This window comes from Proteus sp. G4380 (genome assembly GCF_963885725.1).
GTDB lineage: Bacteria > Pseudomonadota > Gammaproteobacteria > Enterobacterales > Enterobacteriaceae > Proteus > Proteus mirabilis.
Genome location: NZ_CAWPAV010000044.1, coordinates 12,438 through 28,219, shown reverse-complemented (window position 1 = coordinate 28,219; position 15,782 = coordinate 12,438). Strand labels below are relative to the sequence as shown.

The 15,782-nt window shown below is 45.2% G+C and carries 30 protein-coding genes; all 30 read left to right on the top strand.

Translation table 11 applies throughout. The features are described 5' to 3' along the window. Window positions 1–1,184, top strand: a 1,184-nt coding sequence (gene tuf / locus AACU98_RS03380) for an elongation factor Tu (protein WP_049199863.1), incomplete at its 5' end; no start/stop codon positions are given. A 202-nt stretch (window positions 1,185–1,386) separates the two neighbouring features. Then, a complete protein-coding gene (bfd, locus tag AACU98_RS03375; RefSeq protein ID WP_004246968.1) occupies window positions 1,387–1,584 on the top strand; it encodes a bacterioferritin-associated ferredoxin in 198 nt (65 codons plus the stop codon). Between the two features lie 77 nt (window positions 1,585–1,661). Further along, window positions 1,662–2,135 (top strand): bacterioferritin, encoded by a 474-nt coding sequence (gene bfr, locus AACU98_RS03370; protein ID WP_004246967.1) that lies wholly within the window; start codon window positions 1,662–1,664, stop codon window positions 2,133–2,135. Between the two features lie 365 nt (window positions 2,136–2,500). Beyond that, a complete protein-coding gene (gene rpsJ / locus AACU98_RS03365) occupies window positions 2,501–2,812 on the top strand; it encodes a 30S ribosomal protein S10 (RefSeq protein WP_001181005.1) in 312 nt (103 codons plus the stop codon). Window positions 2,813–2,844: 32 nt separating this feature from the next. After that, window positions 2,845–3,474, top strand: a complete 630-nt coding sequence (gene rplC, locus AACU98_RS03360; RefSeq protein WP_004246966.1) for a 50S ribosomal protein L3 — start codon at window positions 2,845–2,847, stop codon at window positions 3,472–3,474. A gap of 16 nt (window positions 3,475–3,490) precedes the next feature. Further along, window positions 3,491–4,096, top strand: a complete 606-nt coding sequence (rplD, locus tag AACU98_RS03355) for a 50S ribosomal protein L4 (RefSeq protein ID WP_004246964.1) — start codon at window positions 3,491–3,493, stop codon at window positions 4,094–4,096. Beyond that, window positions 4,093–4,395, top strand: coding sequence for a 50S ribosomal protein L23 (rplW, locus tag AACU98_RS03350; RefSeq protein WP_004246962.1), 303 nt, complete (start codon window positions 4,093–4,095; stop codon window positions 4,393–4,395). Before rplD ends, rplW begins: the two co-directional genes overlap by 4 nt. 19 nt (window positions 4,396–4,414) lie before the next feature. Beyond that, complete coding sequence (gene rplB / locus AACU98_RS03345) at window positions 4,415–5,239, top strand: 50S ribosomal protein L2 (RefSeq protein ID WP_004246961.1); 825 nt, start codon at window positions 4,415–4,417, stop codon at window positions 5,237–5,239. Between the two features lie 14 nt (window positions 5,240–5,253). Continuing rightward, window positions 5,254–5,532 carry a 30S ribosomal protein S19 gene (gene rpsS, locus AACU98_RS03340; protein WP_004246960.1) on the top strand — a complete coding sequence of 93 codons (279 nt, stop codon included), beginning with the start codon at window positions 5,254–5,256 and terminating at the stop codon, window positions 5,530–5,532. Window positions 5,533–5,546: 14 nt separating this feature from the next. Beyond that, window positions 5,547–5,879, top strand: a complete 333-nt coding sequence (rplV, locus tag AACU98_RS03335) for a 50S ribosomal protein L22 (RefSeq protein ID WP_004246959.1) — start codon at window positions 5,547–5,549, stop codon at window positions 5,877–5,879. Between the two features lie 17 nt (window positions 5,880–5,896). Next, window positions 5,897–6,598, top strand: coding sequence for a 30S ribosomal protein S3 (gene rpsC / locus AACU98_RS03330; RefSeq protein ID WP_004246958.1), 702 nt, complete (start codon window positions 5,897–5,899; stop codon window positions 6,596–6,598). A 12-nt stretch (window positions 6,599–6,610) separates the two neighbouring features. Beyond that, on the top strand, window positions 6,611–7,021 hold the full coding sequence (gene rplP / locus AACU98_RS03325; RefSeq protein ID WP_004246957.1) for a 50S ribosomal protein L16: 411 nt from the start codon (window positions 6,611–6,613) through the stop codon (window positions 7,019–7,021). After that, entirely contained in the window at window positions 7,021–7,212 is a 192-nt protein-coding gene (rpmC, locus tag AACU98_RS03320; RefSeq protein WP_004238624.1) for a 50S ribosomal protein L29, read from the top strand. The genes rplP and rpmC overlap by 1 nt, the downstream gene beginning before the upstream one ends. Then, the gene (gene rpsQ / locus AACU98_RS03315; RefSeq protein WP_004246956.1) at window positions 7,212–7,466 is read left to right on the top strand and encodes a 30S ribosomal protein S17; all 255 of its coding nucleotides are present in this window, start codon (window positions 7,212–7,214) and stop codon (window positions 7,464–7,466) included. Before rpmC ends, rpsQ begins: the two co-directional genes overlap by 1 nt. Window positions 7,467–7,642: 176 nt before the next feature. Next, window positions 7,643–8,014, top strand: coding sequence for a 50S ribosomal protein L14 (gene rplN / locus AACU98_RS03310; RefSeq protein ID WP_004246955.1), 372 nt, complete (start codon window positions 7,643–7,645; stop codon window positions 8,012–8,014). Window positions 8,015–8,024: 10 nt separating this feature from the next. Then, window positions 8,025–8,339 carry a 50S ribosomal protein L24 gene (gene rplX / locus AACU98_RS03305; RefSeq protein WP_004246953.1) on the top strand — a complete coding sequence of 105 codons (315 nt, stop codon included), beginning with the start codon at window positions 8,025–8,027 and terminating at the stop codon, window positions 8,337–8,339. A 13-nt stretch (window positions 8,340–8,352) separates the two neighbouring features. Beyond that, entirely contained in the window at window positions 8,353–8,892 is a 540-nt protein-coding gene (rplE, locus tag AACU98_RS03300) for a 50S ribosomal protein L5 (protein ID WP_004246952.1), read from the top strand. 12 nt (window positions 8,893–8,904) lie between these two features. Next, the gene (gene rpsN / locus AACU98_RS03295; protein ID WP_004246951.1) at window positions 8,905–9,210 is read left to right on the top strand and encodes a 30S ribosomal protein S14; all 306 of its coding nucleotides are present in this window, start codon (window positions 8,905–8,907) and stop codon (window positions 9,208–9,210) included. A 32-nt stretch (window positions 9,211–9,242) separates the two neighbouring features. Next, window positions 9,243–9,635 carry a 30S ribosomal protein S8 gene (gene rpsH / locus AACU98_RS03290; RefSeq protein WP_004246950.1) on the top strand — a complete coding sequence of 131 codons (393 nt, stop codon included), beginning with the start codon at window positions 9,243–9,245 and terminating at the stop codon, window positions 9,633–9,635. Window positions 9,636–9,649: 14 nt separating this feature from the next. Beyond that, window positions 9,650–10,183 carry a 50S ribosomal protein L6 gene (gene rplF, locus AACU98_RS03285; RefSeq protein WP_004246948.1) on the top strand — a complete coding sequence of 178 codons (534 nt, stop codon included), beginning with the start codon at window positions 9,650–9,652 and terminating at the stop codon, window positions 10,181–10,183. A gap of 9 nt (window positions 10,184–10,192) precedes the next feature. After that, window positions 10,193–10,546 carry a 50S ribosomal protein L18 gene (gene rplR, locus AACU98_RS03280; RefSeq protein WP_004246947.1) on the top strand — a complete coding sequence of 118 codons (354 nt, stop codon included), beginning with the start codon at window positions 10,193–10,195 and terminating at the stop codon, window positions 10,544–10,546. Window positions 10,547–10,560: 14 nt separating this feature from the next. Further along, window positions 10,561–11,061 (top strand): 30S ribosomal protein S5, encoded by a 501-nt coding sequence (gene rpsE, locus AACU98_RS03275; RefSeq protein ID WP_004246946.1) that lies wholly within the window; start codon window positions 10,561–10,563, stop codon window positions 11,059–11,061. Window positions 11,062–11,066: 5 nt separating this feature from the next. After that, window positions 11,067–11,246 (top strand): 50S ribosomal protein L30, encoded by a 180-nt coding sequence (rpmD, locus tag AACU98_RS03270; RefSeq protein ID WP_012368690.1) that lies wholly within the window; start codon window positions 11,067–11,069, stop codon window positions 11,244–11,246. A gap of 3 nt (window positions 11,247–11,249) precedes the next feature. Further along, window positions 11,250–11,684 carry a 50S ribosomal protein L15 gene (gene rplO / locus AACU98_RS03265; RefSeq protein ID WP_004246944.1) on the top strand — a complete coding sequence of 145 codons (435 nt, stop codon included), beginning with the start codon at window positions 11,250–11,252 and terminating at the stop codon, window positions 11,682–11,684. 7 nt (window positions 11,685–11,691) lie between these two features. Further along, entirely contained in the window at window positions 11,692–13,014 is a 1,323-nt protein-coding gene (gene secY / locus AACU98_RS03260; RefSeq protein ID WP_004246943.1) for a preprotein translocase subunit SecY, read from the top strand. Between the two features lie 44 nt (window positions 13,015–13,058). Further along, the gene (rpmJ, locus tag AACU98_RS03255; protein WP_012368691.1) at window positions 13,059–13,175 is read left to right on the top strand and encodes a 50S ribosomal protein L36; all 117 of its coding nucleotides are present in this window, start codon (window positions 13,059–13,061) and stop codon (window positions 13,173–13,175) included. A 144-nt stretch (window positions 13,176–13,319) separates the two neighbouring features. Next, window positions 13,320–13,676 (top strand): 30S ribosomal protein S13, encoded by a 357-nt coding sequence (rpsM, locus tag AACU98_RS03250; protein WP_004249689.1) that lies wholly within the window; start codon window positions 13,320–13,322, stop codon window positions 13,674–13,676. A 16-nt stretch (window positions 13,677–13,692) separates the two neighbouring features. Further along, entirely contained in the window at window positions 13,693–14,082 is a 390-nt protein-coding gene (rpsK, locus tag AACU98_RS03245; protein ID WP_002919257.1) for a 30S ribosomal protein S11, read from the top strand. A gap of 36 nt (window positions 14,083–14,118) precedes the next feature. Beyond that, complete coding sequence (gene rpsD / locus AACU98_RS03240; RefSeq protein ID WP_004246942.1) at window positions 14,119–14,739, top strand: 30S ribosomal protein S4; 621 nt, start codon at window positions 14,119–14,121, stop codon at window positions 14,737–14,739. 25 nt (window positions 14,740–14,764) lie between these two features. Beyond that, window positions 14,765–15,754 (top strand): DNA-directed RNA polymerase subunit alpha, encoded by a 990-nt coding sequence (locus tag AACU98_RS03235; RefSeq protein WP_004246941.1) that lies wholly within the window; start codon window positions 14,765–14,767, stop codon window positions 15,752–15,754. Window positions 15,755–15,782 lie beyond the last annotated feature (28 nt).

Below are 15,782 nucleotides of genomic sequence, written 5' to 3'. Positions count from 1 at the left end.
TGTCTAAAGAAAAATTTGAACGTTCAAAACCGCACGTTAACGTTGGTACTATCGGCCACGTTGACCACGGTAAAACAACTCTGACTGCTGCAATCACTACAGTTTTAGCTAAAACTTACGGTGGTGCTGCTCGTGCATTCGACCAAATCGATAATGCGCCAGAAGAAAAAGCGCGTGGTATCACCATCTCTACTTCACACGTAGAATACGATACTCCAACTCGCCACTACGCACACGTAGACTGCCCAGGCCACGCCGACTATGTTAAAAACATGATCACTGGTGCTGCGCAAATGGACGGAGCTATTCTGGTAGTAGCAGCAACTGATGGTCCAATGCCACAAACTCGTGAGCACATCCTGTTAGGTCGTCAGGTTGGTGTTCCTTACATCATCGTATTCCTGAACAAATGTGACATGGTAGATGATGAAGAGCTGTTAGAATTAGTTGAAATGGAAGTTCGTGAACTTCTGTCTCAATACGATTTCCCAGGCGATGACACTCCAGTAATCCGTGGTTCAGCGCTGAAAGCACTGGAAGGCGAAGCAGAGTGGGAAGCAAAAATTGTTGAATTAGCAGAAGCACTGGATACTTATATCCCAGAGCCAGAGCGTGCAATTGACAAACCATTCCTGTTACCAATCGAAGATGTATTCTCAATCTCAGGTCGTGGTACAGTAGTTACTGGTCGTGTAGAGCGTGGTATCATCAAAGTAGGTGATGAAGTTGAGATTGTTGGTATCAAAGAAACCGCAAAAACAACTTGTACTGGCGTTGAAATGTTCCGTAAATTACTTGACGAAGGTCGTGCAGGTGAGAACGTAGGTGTTCTGCTGCGTGGTACAAAACGTGAAGAAATCGAACGTGGACAAGTACTGGCGAAACCAGGTTCAATCAACCCACACAACAAATTTGAATCAGAAGTTTATATTCTGAGCAAAGATGAAGGTGGTCGTCACACTCCATTCTTCAAAGGCTACCGTCCACAGTTCTACTTCCGTACAACTGACGTAACTGGTACTATCGAATTACCAGAAGGCGTAGAAATGGTAATGCCAGGCGACAACGTGAACATGATCGTTGAACTGATCCACCCAATCGCAATGGACGAAGGTTTACGCTTCGCAATCCGTGAAGGTGGCCGTACAGTAGGTGCGGGTGTTGTTGCTAAAGTATTAGGTTAATTCCTAGCTTTATTATTTTTGAAAAGGGCATCTGATGATGCCCTTTTTTAGTTTATGCCTCTATTAACGATAACTAGCTTATTGCCATTATTCATTTTTTATTATCATCAGCACACTTAGATAGATCTGTACGATAAATAGAAATTGAAATAACAATGATTATCATTTACTATCTTGATAGGTAGTTAATGAGGTCGTTATTATGTATGTCTGTCTGTGTCATGGTGTGAGTGATAAAAAAATTATCTCTACTGTTCATAAACATCAAATTCGAACAATCAATCAATTGCGTCAAATCCTACCTGTAGGCAGTTGTTGTGGTAAATGTATACGTCAAGCTCGTCAACTTATAGATGATGAACAACACCTCCTTTATCCTCAAATTTCTGAAGTTGCATAACAGTTTTTAATATTCCTTTCTCTCTACTTTGTATAAAAGGTCTACACTAAAAAGACTGGAAGCAAAGGAGCATAAAAATGAAAGGTGATAAAAAAATGATAGCCCACCTTAATAAATTATTAGGTGGTGAACTTGTTGCAATTAATCAGTATTTCTTGCATGCCCGTATGTTTAAAAATTGGGGATTTACTCGCCTTAATGCGATGGAATACCATGAGTCTATTGATGAAATGAAGCATGCTGATAAATATATTGAGCGTATTTTATTTTTAGAAGGTATCCCTAACTTACAAGATTTAGGAAAACTCAATATCGGTGAAGATGTTGAAGAGATGTTGCGTTCAGATCTTGAACTCGAACTAGGGGGAGCAAAAGACTTACGTGAAGCTATCGCTTATGCTGATTCAATTCATGATTATGTGAGCAGAGATCTGATGCTAGAAATCTTAACGGATGAAGAAGGGCATATCGATTGGATTGAAACCCAACTGGAGCTTATTGAACGTATCGGACTACAAAACTATCTTCAAGCGCAAATGATTGAAGAGTGATTTCATCTTTTAGCAAAAAAGAAGTATTAATCTTTCTTTATTGCTATCTATCGAATTTATAAAAACAAAGGTAACGCTATTGTTGCCTTTGTTTTTTATTTTTTAAGTTCAATTTGCTGTGGCTAGATAATTTTTATCGCTGTTTTTTTATTCTTGGCTTGATTTCATCTCTCAGGCAAGTATAATGCGCAGGCTCACTGATTTAGTGGGGCTGATTTATCAGCTAATGCAGATTTTTTTATTGCATTAATATAATACTCCCGATTGGGGAGTTATATGCAGAACGATTACACTCTCTCATCAATCGAAATGGGTACGAGTAGTAATCATTTACGTTTATAAAAAATAGTTGGAGCTCTGGTCTCATGCAGAACCAAAGAATCCGTATCCGCCTGAAAGCTTTTGATCATCGTCTGATTGATCAATCAACTGCGGAAATCGTAGAGACTGCTAAGCGCACAGGTGCGCAAGTTCGTGGTCCAATCCCACTGCCGACTCGCAAAGAGCGTTTCACAGTGTTGATTTCTCCGCACGTTAATAAAGATGCGCGTGATCAGTATGAAATTCGCACTCACAAACGTCTGGTTGACATCGTTGAGCCAACCGAGAAAACCGTTGATGCTCTGATGCGTCTGGATCTGGCTGCCGGCGTAGACGTGCAGATCAGCCTAGGTTAATCAGGTCATCAAGCGATTGAGAGGTTGAAACAATGATTGGTTTAGTCGGTAAAAAAGTAGGAATGACTCGTATCTTCACTGAAGATGGCGTTTCAATCCCTGTAACCGTTATCGAAATTGAAAACAACCGTGTTACTCAGGTCAAAGATCTAGAGAAAGACGGTTATCGTGCAATTCAGGTGACTACAGGTAGCAAAAAAGCGAACCGTGTACTGAAACCTGAAGCAGGTCATTTTGCTAAAGCTGGCGTTGAAGCTGGCCGCTTACTGCGTGAATTCCGTCTGAACGAAGGCGAAGAATACACTGTAGGTCAAAGCATTAGTGTAGAAATTTTCGCTGACGTTAAAAAAGTCGACGTTACTGGAACATCTAAAGGTAAAGGTTTTGCTGGTACTGTAAAGCGCTGGAACTTCCGTACTCAAGATGCTACCCACGGTAACTCCTTGTCTCACCGCGTTCCGGGTTCTATCGGTCAGAACCAGACTCCGGGTCGTGTATTTAAAGGCAAGAAAATGGCAGGTCAACTGGGTAACGAACAAGTTACCGTTCAGAGCCTGGAAGTAGTACGTGTTGACGCTGAGCGCAACCTGCTGCTGGTCAAAGGTGCTGTCCCAGGTGCAACTGGCAGTGACCTGATCGTTAAACCAGCTGTCAAGGCGTAACGTCGAGGAGATAGGAATGGAATTGGTAATGAAAGACGCGCAAGGCGCGCTGACTGTTTCCGAAACTACCTTCGGGCGTGACTTTAACGAAGCGCTTGTGCATCAAGTAGTCGTTGCATACGCTGCTGGTGCTCGTCAAGGTACTCGTGCTCAGAAAACTCGTGCTGAAGTTTCTGGTTCAGGCAAAAAGCCATGGCGCCAGAAAGGTACAGGTCGTGCACGTTCAGGTTCAATCAAGAGCCCAATTTGGCGCTCTGGTGGTGTTAGCTTCGCAGCTAAACCACAGGACCACAGTCAAAAAGTAAACAAAAAGATGTACCGCGGTGCTCTGAAGAGCATTCTGTCAGAACTGGTACGTCAAGATCGTCTGATCGTCGTAGAGAAGTTCTCTGTTGAAGCGCCTAAAACTAAGCTTTTAGCACAGAAACTGAAAGATATGGCTCTGGAAGATGTACTGATTGTCACAGCAGAAGTTGATGAGAATCTGTATTTAGCAGCACGTAACTTATACAAAGTAGACGTTCGTGATGCAGCAACAATCGATCCAGTTAGCTTAATCGCCTTCGACAAAGTCGTCATGACTGCTGACGCTGTGAAGCAAGTTGAGGAGATGCTGGCATGATCCGTGAAGAACGTCTGCTGAAAGTACTGCGCGCGCCGCATGTATCTGAAAAAGCTTCTATCGCGATGGAAAAATCAAACACCATCGTTCTCAAAGTTGCTAAAGACGCGACCAAAGCAGAGATTAAAGCAGCTGTACAAAAACTGTTTGAAGTCGAAGTTGAAAGTGTTAACACTCTGCTGATGAAAGGCAAAGTGAAACGTCACGGTCAGCGTATTGGTCGTCGTAGCGACTGGAAAAAAGCTTACGTCACCCTGAAGGAAGGCCAGAATCTGGACTTCGTCGGCGGCGCTGAGTAAGTCGGAGGAGTAAAGAACAATGGCAATTGTTAAATGTAAACCTACGTCTCCGGGCCGTCGCCACGTAGTTAAAGTGGTAAACCCAGAGCTGCATAAAGGGAAACCTTATGCGCCATTGCTGGAAAAGAACAGCAAATCCGGTGGTCGTAACAACAATGGTCGTATCACTACCCGTCATATCGGTGGTGGTCACAAACAGGCTTACCGTATTGTTGACTTTAAACGCAACAAAGATGGTATCCCTGCGACAGTAGAACGTCTGGAATATGATCCAAACCGTTCAGCTAACATCGCTTTAGTGCTGTATGCTGATGGTGAACGCCGCTACATCCTGGCTCCAAAAGGCCTGAAAGCGGGTGATAAAGTTCAATCTGGCGTTGATGCTGCTATCAAAACGGGTAACACCTTACCAATGCGTAATATCCCGGTTGGTTCTACTGTTCATAACGTAGAAATGAAACCAGGTAAAGGTGGTCAGTTAGCTCGTTCAGCTGGTACTTACGTTCAAATCGTTGCGCGTGATGGTGCTTATGTCACTATTCGTCTGCGTTCTGGTGAAATGCGTAAGATCCCTTCTGATTGCCGTGCAACTATCGGTGAAGTAGGTAACTCTGAGCACATGTTACGCGTTCTGGGTAAAGCTGGTGCAAGTCGCTGGCGTGGTATTCGTCCTACCGTTCGCGGTACTGCGATGAACCCAGTAGACCACCCACACGGTGGTGGTGAAGGTCGTAACTTTGGTAAACACCCAGTAACACCTTGGGGCGTTCAAACCAAAGGTAAGAAGACTCGTAAAAACAAACGCACTGAACACTTTATCGTTCATCGTCGTACTAAGAAATAATTAGAGGATAAGCCATGCCACGTTCTCTCAAGAAAGGTCCTTTTATTGACCTGCACTTGCTGAAGAAGGTAGAGAAAGCGGTGGAAAGCGGTGACAAAAAGCCTGTTAAGACTTGGTCCCGTCGTTCAACGATCTTTCCTAACATGATCGGTTTGACCATCGCTGTCCATAATGGTCGTCAGCATGTTCCAGTTTACGTTTCCGACGAAATGGTTGGTCACAAACTGGGTGAATTCGCGCCGACCCGTACTTATCGCGGTCATGCAGCCGATAAAAAGGCTAAGAAGAAATAAGGTAGGAGGAAGAGATGGAAACTATCGCTATACATCGCCACGCTCGTTCTTCTGCTCAGAAGGTTCGCCTGGTGGCAGACCTGATTCGCGGTAAGAAAGTGTCGCAAGCTCTGGAAACTCTGACCTATACCAACAAGAAAGCTGCTGGTTTAGTGAAGAAAGTACTCGAGTCTGCTATTGCTAATGCAGAACACAACGATGGCGCTGACATTGATGATCTGAAAGTAGCTAAGATCTTTGTTGACGAAGGTCCTTCTATGAAGCGCATTATGCCTCGTGCAAAAGGCCGTGCAGATCGTATTCTGAAGCGCACCAGCCACATCACTGTGGTTGTGTCCGATCGCTGAGACTCTGGAGACTAGCAATGGGTCAAAAAGTACATCCTAATGGTATCCGCCTTGGCATTGTCAAGCCTTGGAATTCCACATGGTATGCGGGTACCAATGAATTCGCTGACAACCTAGACAGCGATTTTAAAGTGCGCCAGTACTTAACTAAAGAACTGGCAAAAGCATCTGTATCTCGTATCGTTATCGAACGTCCTGCGAAAAGCATCCGTGTGACTATTCACACTGCTCGCCCAGGTATCGTTATCGGTAAAAAAGGTGAAGATGTAGAAAAACTGCGTAAAAACGTAGCGGATATCGCTGGCGTTCCTGCGCAAATTAATATCGCCGAAGTACGTAAACCTGAACTGGACGCAAAATTAGTTGCTGACAGCATCACTTCACAGCTGGAACGTCGTGTTATGTTCCGTCGTGCTATGAAGCGTGCGGTACAGAACGCAATGCGTTTAGGCGCTAAAGGTATTAAAGTGGAAGTAAGTGGTCGTTTAGGCGGCGCTGAAATCGCTCGTACTGAATGGTATCGTGAAGGTCGTGTACCTCTGCACACTCTGCGTGCAGATATCGACTACAATACCTCAGAAGCACATACTACTTATGGTGTGCTCGGCGTTAAGGTATGGATCTTCAAAGGTGAGATCCTGGGTGGTATGGCTGCGGTTGAACAGGCGGAAAAACCAGCCGCTCAACCTAAAAAGCAGCAGCGTAAAGGCCGCAAGTAAGGAGAGTCGCTGATGTTACAACCTAAGCGTACAAAATTCCGTAAAGTGCATAAAGGCCGCAACCGTGGCTTAGCTATAGGTACGGATGTAAGCTTCGGGACTTACGGTCTTAAAGCTGTGGGCCGTGGTCGTCTGACTGCACGTCAGATCGAAGCGGCACGTCGTGCAATGACCCGTGCAGTTAAGCGTCAGGGTAAAATCTGGATCCGTGTGTTCCCAGACAAACCAATCACTGAAAAGCCGCTCGAAGTCCGTATGGGTAAAGGTAAAGGTAACGTGGAGTATTGGGTTGCCTTGATCCAGCCAGGTAAAGTCCTATATGAAATGGATGGTGTGCCTGAAGAAGTGGCCCGTGAAGCATTTCAGCTAGCGGCAGCAAAACTGCCTATCAAAACCACCTTTGTAACTAAGACGGTGATGTAATGAAAGCAAAAGAGCTGCGCGAAAAGAGCGTTGAAGAGCTGAACACTGAATTGCTGAACTTACTGCGTGAGCAGTTCAATCTGCGTATGCAGGCAGCAAGTGGTCAGTTACAACAGTCTCATCTGTTGAAACAAGTGCGTCGTAATATCGCACGCGTTAAGACTTTACTGACTGAGAAGGCGGGTGCGTAATGACCGATAAAATCCGTACTCTGCAAGGTCGTGTGGTAAGTGACAAAATGGAAAAATCTGTTGTTGTTGCTATCGATCGTATGGTGAAACATCCATTATATGGTAAATTCATCCGTCGTACGACTAAACTGCATGTACATGACGAGAACAACGAATGTGGCATGGGTGACGTAGTAGAAATTCGTCAAACACGTCCTATCTCTAAGACTAAGTCTTGGGCGTTAGTTCGCGTTGTAGAAAAAGCTGTTCTGTAATAAAATAGCCTTTTCGTACGAAATAAACGGCTCAAAACTGAACGAGCCGTTTATTTTTTCTGTCCATATCGAGAATGTGGTGTTATAATGCCGCTCCCTCGTATTATGGGATATTGAACGGCCTCTTCTAATGTGGAAGTGGCTCAGTAGTAGTTGACATTTAGCGGAGCACTAAAATGATCCAAGAACAGACTATGCTGAACGTGGCCGACAACTCCGGTGCACGTCGCGTAATGTGTATCAAGGTTCTAGGTGGCTCGCACCGTCGCTACGCAGATGTAGGTGACATCATCAAAATTACCATTAAAGAAGCAATTCCACGTGGTAAAGTTAAGAAAGGTGATGTACTGAAAGCGGTAGTGGTGCGCACCAAGAAGGGTGTTCGTCGCCCTGACGGTTCTGTCATTCGCTTCGATAGCAACGCTTGTGTATTGTTAAACAACAACAGCGAGCAAGTTATTGGTACGCGTATTTTTGGGCCGGTTACTCGTGAACTTCGTAACGAGAAGTTTATGAAAATAATCTCTCTGGCACCTGAAGTACTCTAAGGAGCAGGCAATGGCAGCGAAAATCCGTCGTGAAGACGAAGTTATCGTGCTAACTGGTAAAGATAAAGGTAAGCGCGGTAAAGTAAAACAGGTTCTTTCTTCTGGTAAAGTTATCGTTGAAGGTATCAATCTGGTTAAAAAACATCAGAAGCCAGTACCGGCTCTGAACCAACCAGGTGGCATCGTTGAAAAAGAAGCTGCAATTCAAGTTTCTAACGTTGCAATCTTCAATGCGGCAACCGGCAAGGCTGACCGTGTAGGTTTTAGATTCGAAGACGGCAAAAAAGTTCGTTTCTTCAAATCTAATAAAGAAACTATCAAGTAATTTGGAGTATACGATGGCGAAACTGCATGATTACTACAAAGACGAGGTAGTCCAAAAACTGATGTCTCAGTTTGGTTACCATTCTGTCATGCAAGTCCCTCGGGTCGAGAAGATCACCCTGAACATGGGTGTTGGTGAAGCAATTGCTGATAAAAAACTGCTGGATAATGCAGCAGCTGATTTAGCAGCAATCTCAGGTCAAAAACCTCTGATCACCAAAGCACGCAAATCTGTTGCAGGCTTCAAAATCCGCCAGGGCTATCCGATCGGCTGTAAAGTGACCCTGCGTGGCGAACGCATGTGGGAGTTCTTTGAACGTCTGATCTCTATTGCTGTACCACGTATCCGTGACTTCCGTGGTTTGTCCGCTAAATCATTCGATGGACGTGGTAACTACAGCATGGGCGTGCGTGAACAAATCATCTTCCCTGAAATCGATTACGATAAAGTGGATCGTGTTCGTGGTTTGGATATTACCATTACTACGACTGCGAAATCTGATGATGAAGGTCGCGCATTGTTAGCAGCGTTTAACTTCCCGTTCCGCAAGTAAGGCAGGGCATTCATGGCTAAGAAATCTATGAAAGCACGTGATGTAAAACGTGCGAATTTAGCTGAGAAATTCTTCGCAAAACGCGCAGAACTGAAAGCTATCGTTTCAGATGTAAACGTATCTGATGAAGATCGTTGGAATGCTGTTCTGAAACTGCAAACACTGCCACGTGATTCAAGTCCTTCACGTCAGCGTAACCGCTGCCGTCAAACTGGACGTCCGCACGGTTTCCTGCGGAAATTTGGCCTAAGCCGTATTAAAGTCCGTGAAGCCGCTATGCGCGGTGAAATCCCGGGCCTTAGAAAGGCTAGCTGGTAATCACCCTAATTGAATCACGGGAGTAAAGACAGATGAGCATGCAAGATCCCATCGCGGATATGCTGACCCGTATCCGTAACGGTCAGGCCGCGAATAAAGTTGCGGTCACAATGCCTTCCTCCAAGCTGAAAGTGGCGATTGCCAACGTGCTTAAGGAAGAAGGTTATATCGAAGATTTTAAAATTGAAGGCGACACTAAGCCAGAACTGGAAATCACTTTAAAATATTTCCAAGGTAAGGCTGTAGTAGAAAGCATTCAGCGCGTAAGCCGTCCAAGTCTGCGCATCTATAAAAGAAAAGATGAGCTGCCACAAGTTATGGCAGGACTGGGCATCGCTGTTGTTTCTACCTCAAAAGGTGTTATGACTGATCGTGCAGCTCGCCAAGCAGGTCTTGGTGGCGAGATTATCTGCTACGTAGCTTAATTCGGGAGGAAAGAATGTCTCGTGTGGCAAAAGCACCCGTCGTCATTCCTGCCGGCGTAGAGGTTAAACTCAACGGTCAGGTAATTACGATTAAGGGTAAAAACGGCGAGCTTACTCGTACTATCCATAATGCAGTTGAAATTCAACATGCTGACAACCAACTAACTTTCGCACCACGCGATGGTTATGCTGATGCATGGGCACAAGCGGGTACTACTCGTTCACTGCTAAATGCAATGGTTGTAGGTGTTACCGAAGGCTTCACTAAGAAACTGCAACTGGTAGGTGTAGGTTATCGTGCGTCTGTTAAGGGCAACACAGTTAACTTATCAGTAGGTTATTCACATCCAGTGGAACACCAACTGCCAGCAGGCATCACTGCTGAATGTCCAACACAAACTGAAATCCTACTGAAAGGTGCGGATAAGCAAGTGATTGGTCAAGTAGCAGCTGAACTGCGTGCTTACCGTCGCCCTGAACCTTATAAAGGTAAAGGTATTCGTTACGCCGACGAAGTTGTGCGTATCAAAGAGGCTAAGAAGAAGTAAGGTAACACTATGGATAAGAAAGCAGCTCGTATCCGTCGTGCGACCCGCGCACGCCGTAAGCTCCAGGAACTGGGTGCGACTCGCCTGGTGGTACATCGTACCCCTCGCCATATTTATGCGCAGGTTATTGCACCAAACGGTTCTGAAACTTTGGTGGCCGCTTCTACTACAGAAAAAGCTATCATTGAGCAACTGAAAAACACTGGAAACAAAGAAGCAGCAGCAGTAGTTGGTAAAATTGTTGCTGAACGCGCTCTGGAAAAAGGTATCAAATCAGTATCATTTGACCGTTCCGGTTTCCAATATCATGGTCGAGTCCAGGCACTGGCAGATGCTGCCCGTGAAGCTGGCCTTCAGTTCTAAGGTAGGAGTGTAAGATGGCTCACATCGAGAAACAAGCTGGCGAACTGCAGGAAAAGCTGATCGCGGTAAACCGCGTATCGAAAACCGTTAAAGGTGGTCGTATCTTTAGCTTCACCGCTCTTACAGTAGTTGGTGATGGTAATGGCCGCGTTGGTTTTGGATATGGCAAAGCTCGCGAAGTTCCGGCAGCAATCCAGAAAGCGATGGAAAAAGCCCGTCGCAATATGAAAACCGTCGCTTTAAACAACGGTACTCTGTTCCACCCTATTAAAGGTACTCATACAGGTTCTCGCGTATTTATGCAGCCTGCTCATGAAGGTACTGGTATCATCGCAGGTGGTGCAATGCGTGCAGTTCTAGAAGTGGCTGGCGTTCGTAACGTACTGGCTAAAACCTATGGTTCCACGAATCCGATTAACGTCGTTCGTGCAACACTGGACGCTTTAGATAGCATGAAGTCTCCAGAAATGGTCGCAGCTAAGCGTGGTAAATCCGTTGAAGAAATTCTGGGGTAATGACCATGGCTAAGACTATTAAAATTACTCAAACACGCAGTTTAATCGGCCGTCTGCCTAAACATAAGGCAACTATGGCTGGTTTAGGTCTGCGTCGCATCGGTCACACTGTAGAACGCGAAGATACACCAGCAGTTCGCGGTATGATCAACTTGGTTTCCTATATGGTTAAAGTTGAGGAGTAAGAGATGCGTTTAAATACTCTGTCTCCGGCTGAAGGTGCCAAGCATGCGCCTAAACGTGTAGGTCGTGGTATCGGTTCTGGCCTAGGTAAAACTGGCGGCCGTGGTCACAAAGGTCAGAAATCTCGTTCTGGCGGTGGCGTACGTCGTGGTTTTGAAGGTGGTCAGATGCCTTTATACCGTCGTTTACCAAAATTTGGTTTTACTTCACGTAAATCATTCGTGACTGCGGAAATCCGTCTGTCTGATTTGGCTTATGTTGAAGGCGATGTAATCGATCTGAATGCACTGAAAGCCGCAAACGTTGTTGGCCCACAGATTGAATTTGCAAAATTAATTCTGTCTGGCGAGGTTAACCGTGCAGTGACTATTCGTGGTCTGCGTGTTACCAAAGGTGCCCGTGCAGCAATCGAATCAGCTGGCGGTAAAATTGAGGAATAAGTGACAGATGGCTAAACAACCAGGGTTAGATTTTCAGAGTGCTAAAGGTGGTATAGGTGAACTAAAACGCAGATTACTGTTTGTTCTTGGTGCACTAATTGTCTTTAGGATTGGCTCTTTTATTCCTATCCCTGGTATTGATGCCACTGTGCTTGCCAAATTGCTCGATCAGCAAAAAGGCACCATCATTGAAATGTTTAACATGTTCTCTGGTGGTGCTCTTAGCCGTGCTTCTATCTTTGCGCTGGGTATCATGCCTTATATTTCGGCATCGATTATTATCCAACTATTATCAGTGGTTAACCCTCGGTTAGCGGAGATTAAGAAGGAAGGGGAGGCCGGTCGTCGTAAGATCAGCCAATATACCCGTTATGGTACTTTGGTGCTGGCGATATTCCAATCTATTGGTATCGCAACAGGCTTACCGAATATGCCAGGAATGCAAGGTCTGGTTATTAATCCAGGCTTACCATTCTATATTACGGCTGTTGTGAGCTTAGTCACAGGGACAATGTTCCTGATGTGGTTAGGTGAGCAAATCACTGAACGTGGTATTGGTAACGGTATCTCAATCATTATCTTTGCAGGTATCGTTGCAGGTCTTCCACCTGCCATTGGTCAAACCATCGAGCAGGCGCGGCAAGGCGAACTGCACTTCCTCCTGTTATTGTTGGTTGCAGTATTGGTGTTCGCGGTAACTTTCTTTGTTGTTTTTGTAGAAAGAGGACAACGTCGTATCGTTGTTAACTATGCAAAACGTCAACAAGGGCGTAGAATATACGCGGCACAAAGTACACATCTACCACTTAAGGTAAATATGGCGGGTGTAATACCGGCAATTTTTGCTTCAAGTATTATTCTGTTTCCTGGTACAATAACCTCTTGGTTTGGCGATGGTACAGGATGGGGTTGGCTGACGACAATTTCTTTAAATTTACAGCCTGGTCAACCTATTTATGTGTTACTATACGCTGCTGCAATCATCTTCTTCTGTTTCTTCTATACGGCGTTGGTTTTCAACCCAAGAGAAACGGCAGATAACCTGAAGAAGTCCGGTGCATTTGTACCAGGAATTCGCCCGGGAGAGCAGACGGCTAAATATATAGATAAAGTGATGACACGTTTAACCTTAATCGGTGCTCTGTACATTACCTTTATCTGTCTCATCCCGGAGTTCATGCGTGACGCAATGAAAGTACCTTTCTATTTTGGTGGTACTTCCCTCTTAATCGTGGTTGTGGTCATCATGGATTTTATGGCTCAAGTGCAAACTCTCCTGATGTCAAGTCAGTATGAGTCTGCATTGAAAAAAGCAAACCTTAAAGGCTAATTACCGATAAGATGGGTTTGTTTTAGAAGTTACGGAGAGTAAAAATGAAAGTTCGTGCTTCCGTCAAGAAAATGTGCCGTAACTGCAAAATCGTTAGACGTCACGGCCACGTGCGTGTAATTTGCAGTGTTGACCCTAAGCATAAACAGCGTCAAGGCTAAATTATTGCATTTTTTTCTTGCAAAGTTCGGTTGAGCTGGCTAAATTAGCCAGCCCAATCATTTATAATCATACAGTATTGTTTGAGTATCCTGAAAACGGGCTTTTCAGAATAGTACTGTATAAAGTTAATTTAGGAGTGCATAGTGGCCCGTATAGCAGGCATTAACATTCCTGATCATAAACATACCGTAATCGCTTTAACATCGATTTACGGCATTGGTAAAACTCGTTCACAGGCTATCTGTGAAGCAACGGGTATTGCTGAAAATGTTAAGATCAGTGAGCTGTCTGAAGAGCAAATCGACAAGCTGCGTGACGAAGTTGCCAAATACGTTGTAGAAGGTGATCTACGTCGTGAAGTTACCCTGAGCATCAAACGTCTGATGGATCTTGGTACTTACCGTGGTTTACGTCATCGTCGTGGTCTACCAGTTCGCGGTCAGCGTACTAAGACTAACGCACGTACCCGTAAGGGTCCGCGTAAGCCGATCAAGAAATAATCGGGGTATTTGAACAATGGCAAAAGCACCTATTCGTGCACGTAAGCGTGTAAGAAAACAAGTCTCTGACGGTGTGGCTCATATCCATGCTTCTTTCAACAACACAATCGTTACTATTACAGACCGTCAAGGTAACGCGTTGGGTTGGGCTACTGCCGGTGGTTCCGGTTTCCGTGGTTCTCGTAAATCTACTCCGTTTGCGGCTCAGGTTGCAGCAGAACGTTGCGCTGAAGCTGTTAAAGAGTACGGAATTAAGAACTTGGAAGTTATGGTAAAAGGACCTGGTCCTGGTCGTGAGTCAACTATCCGTGCATTAAACGCGGCTGGTTTCCGCATCACTAATATTACTGATGTGACTCCGATTCCTCATAACGGTTGTCGTCCACCGAAAAAACGTCGCGTTTAATAACGGTTTCGTTTTTAGGATAGTTGGAGAAAGAAAATGGCAAGATATTTGGGTCCTAAGCTCAAGCTGAGCCGTCGCGAAGGTACAGATTTATTTCTGAAATCTGGCGTTCGGGCGATTGACACCAAGTGTAAACTGGAACAAGCACCAGGTCAGCACGGCGCACGTAAACCGCGTCTGTCTGATTACGGTGTTCAGTTACGTGAAAAACAAAAAGTACGTCGTATTTACGGTGTTCTAGAGCGTCAATTCCGTAACTACTACAAAGAAGCAACACGTCTGAAAGGCAACACAGGTGAGAACTTACTTACTCTGTTAGAAGGTCGTCTGGATAACGTTGTTTATCGTATGGGCTTTGGCGCAACTCGCGCAGAAGCACGTCAGATGGTTAGCCACAAAGCAATCATGGTAAATGGTCGCGTGGTTAATATTGCTTCTTATCAGGTTTCCCCGAATGACGTAGTCAGCGTTCGTGAAAAATCGAAAAAACAGTCTCGTATTAAGGCTGCTTTAGAGCTGGCTGAACAGCGTGAAAAGCCAACATGGCTGGAAGTTGATGCTGCTAAGATGGAAGGTGTGTTCAAACGTATTCCTGAACGTACTGACTTGTCTGCGGACATTAACGAGCACCTGATCGTCGAGCTTTACTCCAAGTAAGGCTTAGCACCAAAGAGAGGACACAATGCAGGGTTCTGTGACAGAGTTTCTAAAACCGCGCCTGGTTGATATCGAGCAAGTGAGTTCGACGCACGCCAAGGTGACCCTTGAGCCATTAGAGCGAGGCTTCGGCCACACTCTAGGTAACGCACTGCGCCGTATTCTGCTTTCGTCTATGCCGGGTTGTGCGGTAACAGAGGTTGAGATTGATGGTGTACTGCATGAGTACAGCACCAAAGAAGGTGTTCAGGAAGATATCCTAGAAATACTGCTCAACCTTAAGGGGTTGGCGGTAAAAGTTCATGGTAAAGATGAAGTAATTCTTACTTTGAGCAAATCTGGCATTGGCCCTGTTATTGCAGCCGATATCATCCATGACGGTGATGTCGAAATCGTCAAGCCGCAGCACGTTATCTGCCACCTTACAGACGAAAACGCATCTATTAATATGCGTATCAAAGTTCAGCGTGGTCGTGGTTATGTGCCGGCTTCTGCCCGAATTCATTCGGAAGAAGATGAGCGCCCTATCGGTCGTTTACTAGTAGATGCGTGTTATAGCCCAGTTGAGCGAATCGCTTATACTGTGGAAGCAGCGCGTGTTGAACAACGTACCGACTTGGATAAGCTGGTAATCGAGATGGAGACTAACGGTACTATCGATCCAGAAGAATCGATTCGCCGTGCAGCGACTATCCTGGCTGAACAGCTTGAAGCTTTTGTTGACTTACGTGATGTTCGTCAGCCTGAAGTTAAAGAAGAGAAGCCAGAGTTCGATCCGATCCTGCTGCGCCCAGTTGACGATCTTGAATTGACTGTCCGCTCTGCTAACTGTCTGAAGGCAGAAGCAATCCACTACATCGGTGATCTGGTACAGCGTACTGAAGTTGAATTACTTAAGACGCCTAACCTTGGTAAGAAATCTCTTACTGAGATTAAAGACGTACTGGCGTCGCGTGGTTTATCTCTGGGCATGCGCCTTGAGAATTGGCCACCTGCAAGTATCGCTGATGAATAAGATCACAGGTTAAGGTTTTACTGAGAAG

What these genes read in the sequence shown, in the direction of transcription:
- bfd (WP_004246968.1), top strand. Translation starts at nt 1,387, where the DNA reads ATGTATGTCTGTCTGTGTCATGGTGTGAGTGATAAAAAAATTATCTCT.
- bfr (WP_004246967.1), top strand. Translation starts at nt 1,662, where the DNA reads ATGAAAGGTGATAAAAAAATGATAGCCCACCTTAATAAATTATTAGGT.
- rpsJ (WP_001181005.1), top strand. Translation starts at nt 2,501, where the DNA reads ATGCAGAACCAAAGAATCCGTATCCGCCTGAAAGCTTTTGATCATCGT.
- rplC (WP_004246966.1), top strand. Translation starts at nt 2,845, where the DNA reads ATGATTGGTTTAGTCGGTAAAAAAGTAGGAATGACTCGTATCTTCACT.
- rplD (WP_004246964.1), top strand. Translation starts at nt 3,491, where the DNA reads ATGGAATTGGTAATGAAAGACGCGCAAGGCGCGCTGACTGTTTCCGAA.
- rplW (WP_004246962.1), top strand. Translation starts at nt 4,093, where the DNA reads ATGATCCGTGAAGAACGTCTGCTGAAAGTACTGCGCGCGCCGCATGTA.
- rplB (WP_004246961.1), top strand. Translation starts at nt 4,415, where the DNA reads ATGGCAATTGTTAAATGTAAACCTACGTCTCCGGGCCGTCGCCACGTA.
- rpsS (WP_004246960.1), top strand. Translation starts at nt 5,254, where the DNA reads ATGCCACGTTCTCTCAAGAAAGGTCCTTTTATTGACCTGCACTTGCTG.
- rplV (WP_004246959.1), top strand. Translation starts at nt 5,547, where the DNA reads ATGGAAACTATCGCTATACATCGCCACGCTCGTTCTTCTGCTCAGAAG.
- rpsC (WP_004246958.1), top strand. Translation starts at nt 5,897, where the DNA reads ATGGGTCAAAAAGTACATCCTAATGGTATCCGCCTTGGCATTGTCAAG.
- rplP (WP_004246957.1), top strand. Translation starts at nt 6,611, where the DNA reads ATGTTACAACCTAAGCGTACAAAATTCCGTAAAGTGCATAAAGGCCGC.
- rpmC (WP_004238624.1), top strand. Translation starts at nt 7,021, where the DNA reads ATGAAAGCAAAAGAGCTGCGCGAAAAGAGCGTTGAAGAGCTGAACACT.
- rpsQ (WP_004246956.1), top strand. Translation starts at nt 7,212, where the DNA reads ATGACCGATAAAATCCGTACTCTGCAAGGTCGTGTGGTAAGTGACAAA.
- rplN (WP_004246955.1), top strand. Translation starts at nt 7,643, where the DNA reads ATGATCCAAGAACAGACTATGCTGAACGTGGCCGACAACTCCGGTGCA.
- rplX (WP_004246953.1), top strand. Translation starts at nt 8,025, where the DNA reads ATGGCAGCGAAAATCCGTCGTGAAGACGAAGTTATCGTGCTAACTGGT.
- rplE (WP_004246952.1), top strand. Translation starts at nt 8,353, where the DNA reads ATGGCGAAACTGCATGATTACTACAAAGACGAGGTAGTCCAAAAACTG.
- rpsN (WP_004246951.1), top strand. Translation starts at nt 8,905, where the DNA reads ATGGCTAAGAAATCTATGAAAGCACGTGATGTAAAACGTGCGAATTTA.
- rpsH (WP_004246950.1), top strand. Translation starts at nt 9,243, where the DNA reads ATGAGCATGCAAGATCCCATCGCGGATATGCTGACCCGTATCCGTAAC.
- rplF (WP_004246948.1), top strand. Translation starts at nt 9,650, where the DNA reads ATGTCTCGTGTGGCAAAAGCACCCGTCGTCATTCCTGCCGGCGTAGAG.
- rplR (WP_004246947.1), top strand. Translation starts at nt 10,193, where the DNA reads ATGGATAAGAAAGCAGCTCGTATCCGTCGTGCGACCCGCGCACGCCGT.
- rpsE (WP_004246946.1), top strand. Translation starts at nt 10,561, where the DNA reads ATGGCTCACATCGAGAAACAAGCTGGCGAACTGCAGGAAAAGCTGATC.
- rpmD (WP_012368690.1), top strand. Translation starts at nt 11,067, where the DNA reads ATGGCTAAGACTATTAAAATTACTCAAACACGCAGTTTAATCGGCCGT.
- rplO (WP_004246944.1), top strand. Translation starts at nt 11,250, where the DNA reads ATGCGTTTAAATACTCTGTCTCCGGCTGAAGGTGCCAAGCATGCGCCT.
- secY (WP_004246943.1), top strand. Translation starts at nt 11,692, where the DNA reads ATGGCTAAACAACCAGGGTTAGATTTTCAGAGTGCTAAAGGTGGTATA.
- rpmJ (WP_012368691.1), top strand. Translation starts at nt 13,059, where the DNA reads ATGAAAGTTCGTGCTTCCGTCAAGAAAATGTGCCGTAACTGCAAAATC.
- rpsK (WP_002919257.1), top strand. Translation starts at nt 13,693, where the DNA reads ATGGCAAAAGCACCTATTCGTGCACGTAAGCGTGTAAGAAAACAAGTC.
- rpsD (WP_004246942.1), top strand. Translation starts at nt 14,119, where the DNA reads ATGGCAAGATATTTGGGTCCTAAGCTCAAGCTGAGCCGTCGCGAAGGT.
- AACU98_RS03235 (WP_004246941.1), top strand. Translation starts at nt 14,765, where the DNA reads ATGCAGGGTTCTGTGACAGAGTTTCTAAAACCGCGCCTGGTTGATATC.